The following is a 5,795-nucleotide window of genomic DNA, read 5'->3' as shown; positions in this document are numbered from 1 at the left end:
GGTGTCCGGACGTGGATGGAACGGCGGGGCGCTGGCCCGCCGCTGCCCGGTGGGGCGGCGGTGGCACAGCGGATACAGCGGTAGGGCAAGGATGGGGGAGGGCCGGACCCGGCTCAAACGAAACGAGGCGGGTTGGGATGAATTTATTTCATCTGGATTTGGCACCGGGGGCGGCGACTTCCGCTGGCCGGGTGAGGGCGGTGCGGGCGGCATGGCCCGGCACCACGGCCGATCGTGGCGCCGGCGCTGGCCTGGCCGCAGCGCTGGTCATGGCAATGCCGGGCGCGAAAGGAGAGGCGGAGAGGGCGGCGCCCGTGGCTACGCCCTGGGCCTCAGGCGGCGCCGACCCGCTCCAGGAAGCCTTGGGGCACCCGGGTCACCTTGCGCGGACCGTAGTCGAAGAAGACGATGCCGGTCTTGCCCCGGGCCACTTCCCGGCCGCTTTCCTTGTCGCTCATGCGCCACAGCAGGTCGCAGCCGTACTTGTTGAAATCCGATGGCGCCATTTCCACCACCATGGTCTCGCCGTGGAAGGCTTCGGCCTTGTACTGCAGGGCCGCGTCCACCACCACGATGCCGACGCCTTCCACGTCCAGCTCGGTGTAGCCGAGGGACTTGAAGAAGCGCACCCGGGCCTCCGACACCAGGGTCAGCAGCAGGGCGTTGTCCAGGTGGCCGCCGTAATTGATGTGGCCGATGTAGAGGGGAATCTCGGTGGCGAAGGCAAAGCGTTCGGGCAGTTCGATCTGGATGCGGGCCATGGTCGGGGTCGGGAGTGAGTGGCTGACTGCCGGATGCTAACCCAAGGCGGCGGCGGGACAAATCGCCGCAGGTCCGGATGGCTGCCAAGCCCGCGCCATTTGTTTGCTACCATCCCGTACGTGATCATCTGCATGGCGTACGCATGTCAGCCAAACGGCCCAAGCTTTACCTTGTCTTCTTCATCCTGGCCGTCCTCGGCACGGTGGTGCCCGCCGCCTTCCTGCTCGGCTCGGCCTATTACAGCGAACACCGCCAGGCCGCCCAGGATGCGCGCAATGTCTCCGGCGTGCTGGAGGCCCGTCTCGAGGCCACCCTGCGCCGCATCGAGTCCAACCTGGGGGAACTGGTGGCCGACCTGCCGCGCCAGGCCCTGCATCCCAAGGCATTTTCCCGCTACGGCGAAGCCATGCAGCGGCAGTTGGCCATGCGGGCCAGCCATTTTCCGGAGATCGTCGGCCTGCGCATCATCGATGCGGAAGGCAATGTGCTCTATGCCTCGGATGTCACCCGGCCCCGGGTGAATGTGGCGGACCGCAGCTACTTCCAGGCCCTGCGCCGCGAGCCCCAGATCCGCCTGTTTTTCTCCGAAGTGGCGGTGGGGCGCATTTCCGGCCGTACCCAGCTGGTGGTCGCCATGCCCATCCGCCGGGCCGACGGCAGCTTCGCCGGGGTGGCGATGGCGCCCCTGGAAATGCGCTATTTCCAGCAACTCTTCGACGCCATCGACCTGGGGCCCCGGGGGGTCATCACCTTCCGCCGCTCCGACGACGGCCGCCTGGTGCTGCGCCGGCCCGAGCGGCCGGGCACGGTGAACCAGACCCTGAGCAACAATCCCATGCACCTGCGGGTGGAGGCCGGCGAGCGGGAGGGCGTCATCAGCTACCGGGCCGCCCTCGACCAGATGGAACGGGTATACGCCTTCAAGCGCATCGGCGACTTTCCCTTCTACGTGGCGGTGGGCATCGCCGCCAAGGATTTCCTGGCGCCCTGGTATCTGACCCTGGGCATTACCAGTGGCGTCGAGCTGATTTTCCTCGCCGGCCTGGGGCTGCTGCTGTGGCGCCTGGACCGGGCGGAGCGGCGCCGGGCCGCGGCCAGCCAGGCCCTGGCCAGCAGCGAGCGGCGTTTCCAGCAACTGCTCGATTCCGCCGGCGAGGGCATCTGCGGCCTGGACCGGCAAGGCCGGCTGACCTTCGCCAACCCGGCGGCCCGGCGCCTGCTGGGCTACGGGGAGGAACTGCCCCGGGGCGATTTCCTGCAGCAGGTGCACGCCGACGATGCGGGTGCCGCCCTGCGCACCTGCCTGGAGGAGGACCACTCGGTGCACAGCGACGACACGCTGTTCGCCCGGGCCGACGGCAGCCGTTTCCCGGTGCAGTACGACCTCTATCCCCTGGCCCAGGAGGCGGGCGTGGCCCAGGGCGCGGTGCTGCTCTTTGCCGACATCGCCGAGCGCAAGCGCCACGCCGACCAGATCGAATACCTGGCCCACCACGACGCCCTCACCGGCCTGCCCAACCGGCTCCTGGCCGAGGATCGCTTCAACCAGGCCCTCGCCGCCGCCAGCCGCCGCGGCGAACAGGTGGCCCTGCTCTTCCTCGATCTGGACGGCTTCAAGACCATCAACGACTCCCTCGGCCACGAGGTGGGGGACAAGGTGCTGCGGGCCGTGGCCGACCGCCTGCGCAGCCACCTGCGGGAGAGCGACACGGTGAGCCGCTTCGGCGGCGACGAGTTCCTGGTGATCATGCCCGGGCTGCAGCAGGTGGAAGTGATCTACCCGGTGATCGGCAAGCTGCTGGCCTGTCTGGAACAACCCCTGGCCCTGGAGCACTACCAGCTGTCCACTTCCGTTTCCATCGGCGTCGCCGTCTTCCCCCACGACGGACGGGACTTCACCACCCTGATGCAGAAGGCCGACACGGCCATGTACCACGCCAAGGACGCGGGCCGGAACACCTACCGCCTCTTCGACGAGGCCATGAACCTGCACGCCCAGGAGACCCTGCGCCTGCGCAACAACTTCCAGCGCGGCCTGGACGGCGACGAATTCGTGCTGCACCTGCAACCCCAGGTGGACCTGGCCAGCGGCCAGGTGGTGGGGGCCGAGGCCCTGGTGCGCTGGCAGGACGGCAGCCGGCTGATTGCCCCGGCCCATTTCATCCCGGTGGCCGAGAGCAGCGGCTTCATCGTGCCCCTGGGCCAGTGGGTGCTGCGGGAATCCTGTCGTCTGGCGGCCCGCTGGCAGCGGGAGCTGGGACGGGAGGTGACCATCGCCGTGAACATTTCCGCCATCCAGTTCAAGCGCGGCGACCTGGAGCGCACCGTGGCCGAGGCCCTGGCCGAGAGCGGCCTGCCGCCCCATCTGCTGGAGCTGGAGCTGACCGAGAGCACCCTGCTCAACCAGACCGAATCCGTGCTGTCCACCCTGCGCACCCTGCGGGACCAGGGGGTGCGCCTGTCCATCGACGACTTCGGCACCGGCTATTCCAGCCTGGCCTACCTGAAGCGCCTGGCGGTGAACAAGCTGAAGATCGACCAGTCCTTCGTGCGCAACCTGGACGGCGATGCGGAGGATGCGGCCATCGTTCGCGCCATCATCGAAATGGCCCACCGCCTCAACCTGCGCACCGTGGCCGAAGGGGTGGAAACGGTGGAGGTGCTGCAGAGCCTCCGCCGCTTCGCCTGCGACGAGGCCCAGGGCTACTACTTCGCCCGGCCCCTGCCGGTGGATGAGTTCGAGCGCTTCCTGGCCAGCTGGCCAGGGCTGCTGCCGGGGCGCATGGCCTACTGAGACGGGCGGGAGTTCGCCGTCGGCGAGTCGGCCTTGCTGTTGGGGCACGGCGGACGGCCACCCGCTGCCCTCCGGCGACATGCCCTAGGCGGCCTTGGCCGAGCGCACCAGCCAGCGGATGAAGTCCATGGCGCCCCGCTTCTCCTGCACTGCCGGCGGCGCTACCACGTAGAAGCTGCGGTCCGGGCAGTCTGCCGCGAAGGGGCGGCTGAGGCGGCCCTCGGCCAGGTAGGGGGCCGCCAGGGTCTCCGCCATGAGGGCCACGCCGTGGCCCGCCACTGCCGCTTCCAGCATCAGCAGGGCATCCTCGTAGAGTGGGCCCTCCTTGGGCTCGGCATGCTTGACCCCGGCGGCGGCAAACCAGCGCTGCCAGGAGAGCAGGGGATGGCGCAGCAGGCGGACGTGGCCCAGGTCCAGGTCCGCCGGCGTGTGCAGCTGGGCTGCCAGGGCCGGGCTGCAGACGGGGAAGACCCGCTCCTCGAACAGCTTCCAGGCCAGCAGCCCGGGCCATTCCTCCTCGCCGTAGCGCAGGCCGATGTCGGCCTCGCCGGCCAGCAGGGGAGCCAGGCTGGTGGCGGTGCCCAGGCTGAATTCCGTTTCCGGGTGCTGCTGCTGCCAGGCCGCCACCCGGCTCACCAACCACTTGCTGCCCAGGGCCGGGGCGGCGGAAATGCGCAGGCGGGTTTTCTCCGGCGCCCGCAGTTCGGCGCTGGCCTCGTCCAGGCGCAGCAAGGTGTCCCGCACCACGGCCAGGTAGCGGCGGCCGGCGGCGGTGAGGGCGATGGCCCGGTGCCGCCGCTCGAACAGACTCTGGCCCAGGTGTTCTTCCAGCAGGCGGATGCGGTGGCTCACCGCCGAGGGCGTCAGGTGCAGGGCTTCGGCGGCGGCGAGGAAACTGCCCAGGCGGGCGGCAGCCTCGAAGGCGGGCAGGGTGTGCAGGGGCGGCAGGTCGTGCATGGCGGCGGCGGGTCGGAATCCAGCCTGCATTGTGACCCGGTAGCCGGCGGTGAAGCCAGCTTGCCGGGATACATTGAGCAATTACGGTCAGGATTTGTTGCGCCCCTTCGCCCATAGTGCGTGCTGCGAACAGGAGGAAATGATGAACGACGACCGAATCAGCCGCTACGCGGCGCGCTTCGACAAGGTGCTGGCCTATATCGAGGCCCACCTGGACGAGCCGTTGACGGCGGAGCGCCTGAGCCGGGTCGCCCATTTCTCCCGTTTCCACTTCGATCGGCAATTCGCCGATTTTCTCGGCACCAGTGCGACCCGCTATCTCCTGCTGCTGCGGCTGCGACGGGCTTCCTTCAAGCTCGCCTTCCAGCCCCGGATCCGGATCATCGACATCGCCCTGGAGGCCGGCTTTGAAAACCCGGAATCCTTTTCCCGCGCCTTCCGCCACATCTTCGGCCAGTCGCCCAGCCAGTTCCGGCGACAGCCCGACTGGCAAGGCTGGAGCGAGCGCTACCGGTTCCGGCTACCCGAAAGGAATGCCACCGTGCAGGTTGAAATTGTAGAAATTGAAAACACCCTGATTGCCGCCCTGGAACACCTGGGCCCCGCCGAGAAGGTCAACGACTCGGTTGCCCGCTTCATCGACTGGCGCAAGTCCACCGGCCTCTCGCCCAAGGACAGCAGCCGCACCTTCGGCATCGCCTACGACAACCCGGACACCACCGAGCCGTCCCGTTTCCGCTTCGACATCGCCGGCGAAGTCCAGGCCCAGGTGCCGCCCAATGCCCAGGGCGTCGTCACCAAGGAAATCCCCGGCGGCCGCTGTGCCCGGGTGCGCCACCTGGGCTCCCACATGCGCATCGGCGAGAGCATCTATCCCCTCTACCGCAACTGGCTGCCGGGCAGCGGCGAGGAACTGCGGGACTTCCCCCTGTTCTTCCACTACCTCAACCTGCTGCCGGATACGCCGGAGAATGAACTGGTGACGGATATCTATCTGCCGCTGAAGTAAGTCGTCCGGTCTGACAGGAACGGGCAGTCAGTTGCCGGAAGGCGACTGGCTGCCCGTTTCCGTACTGGCATTTCCGTCGCTGTTACCGAGTTCAATCAGCCACTCGGCAAAGGCATCCACCTCCGGGCGCTTGGACGAGGGGCTGCGCAGCAGGTAGTAGGCGCGTCGGCCCGGGGTGGGTTGGGGCGGGGCCAGGGGGATCAGGCGGCCGGCTTCCAGGTGGTCCCGGATCAGGGGCAGACGGCCCAGGGCTGCGCCCAGGCCCGCCAGGGC

The 5,795-nt window shown here is 68.5% G+C and carries 5 protein-coding genes; 2 read left to right on the top strand and 3 right to left on the bottom strand.

Annotation, left to right across the window (positions count from 1 at the left end):
* Positions 1 to 332: 332 nt before the first annotated feature.
* Entirely contained in the window at positions 333 to 761 is a 429-nt protein-coding gene (locus AC1RTA_RS16200) for an acyl-CoA thioesterase (RefSeq protein ID WP_492785325.1), read from the bottom strand.
* A 143-nt stretch (positions 762 to 904) separates the two neighbouring features.
* On the opposite strand from AC1RTA_RS16200, the gene AC1RTA_RS16195 reads away from it, so the two are divergent.
* Entirely contained in the window at positions 905 to 3,556 is a 2,652-nt protein-coding gene (locus AC1RTA_RS16195) for a bifunctional diguanylate cyclase/phosphodiesterase (protein ID WP_492785324.1), read from the top strand.
* Between the two features lie 84 nt (positions 3,557 to 3,640).
* Here AC1RTA_RS16195 and AC1RTA_RS16190 read toward each other — a convergent pair whose 3' ends face one another.
* Positions 3,641 to 4,543, bottom strand: a complete 903-nt coding sequence (locus AC1RTA_RS16190) for a LysR substrate-binding domain-containing protein (protein ID WP_240190355.1) — start codon at positions 4,541 to 4,543, stop codon at positions 3,641 to 3,643.
* A 112-nt stretch (positions 4,544 to 4,655) separates the two neighbouring features.
* Here AC1RTA_RS16190 and AC1RTA_RS16185 point away from each other — a divergent pair, with 112 nt between their 5' ends.
* Positions 4,656 to 5,522: an AraC family transcriptional regulator gene (locus tag AC1RTA_RS16185; protein ID WP_492785323.1), complete on the top strand. Its 867-nt coding sequence runs from the start codon at positions 4,656 to 4,658 to the stop codon at positions 5,520 to 5,522.
* A gap of 27 nt (positions 5,523 to 5,549) precedes the next feature.
* On the opposite strand, the gene AC1RTA_RS16180 is transcribed toward AC1RTA_RS16185, so the two are convergent.
* A partial coding sequence (locus tag AC1RTA_RS16180; RefSeq protein ID WP_492785322.1) for a LysR substrate-binding domain-containing protein occupies positions 5,550 to 5,795 on the bottom strand: 246 nt, incomplete at its 5' end.

The sequence above is a fragment of the Azospira sp. MPR-E4 genome (assembly GCF_058809645.1).
Note: the sequence above shows the minus strand (reverse complement) of the source record. Positions and strands in the feature narration are given on the sequence as shown.

What these genes read in the sequence shown, in the direction of transcription:
- AC1RTA_RS16195 (WP_492785324.1), top strand. Translation starts at nt 905, where the DNA reads ATGTCAGCCAAACGGCCCAAGCTTTACCTTGTCTTCTTCATCCTGGCC.
- AC1RTA_RS16200 (WP_492785325.1), bottom strand. Translation starts at nt 761, where the DNA reads ATGGCCCGCATCCAGATCGAACTGCCCGAACGCTTTGCCTTCGCCACC.
- AC1RTA_RS16190 (WP_240190355.1), bottom strand. Translation starts at nt 4,543, where the DNA reads ATGCAGGCTGGATTCCGACCCGCCGCCGCCATGCACGACCTGCCGCCC.
- AC1RTA_RS16185 (WP_492785323.1), top strand. Translation starts at nt 4,656, where the DNA reads ATGAACGACGACCGAATCAGCCGCTACGCGGCGCGCTTCGACAAGGTG.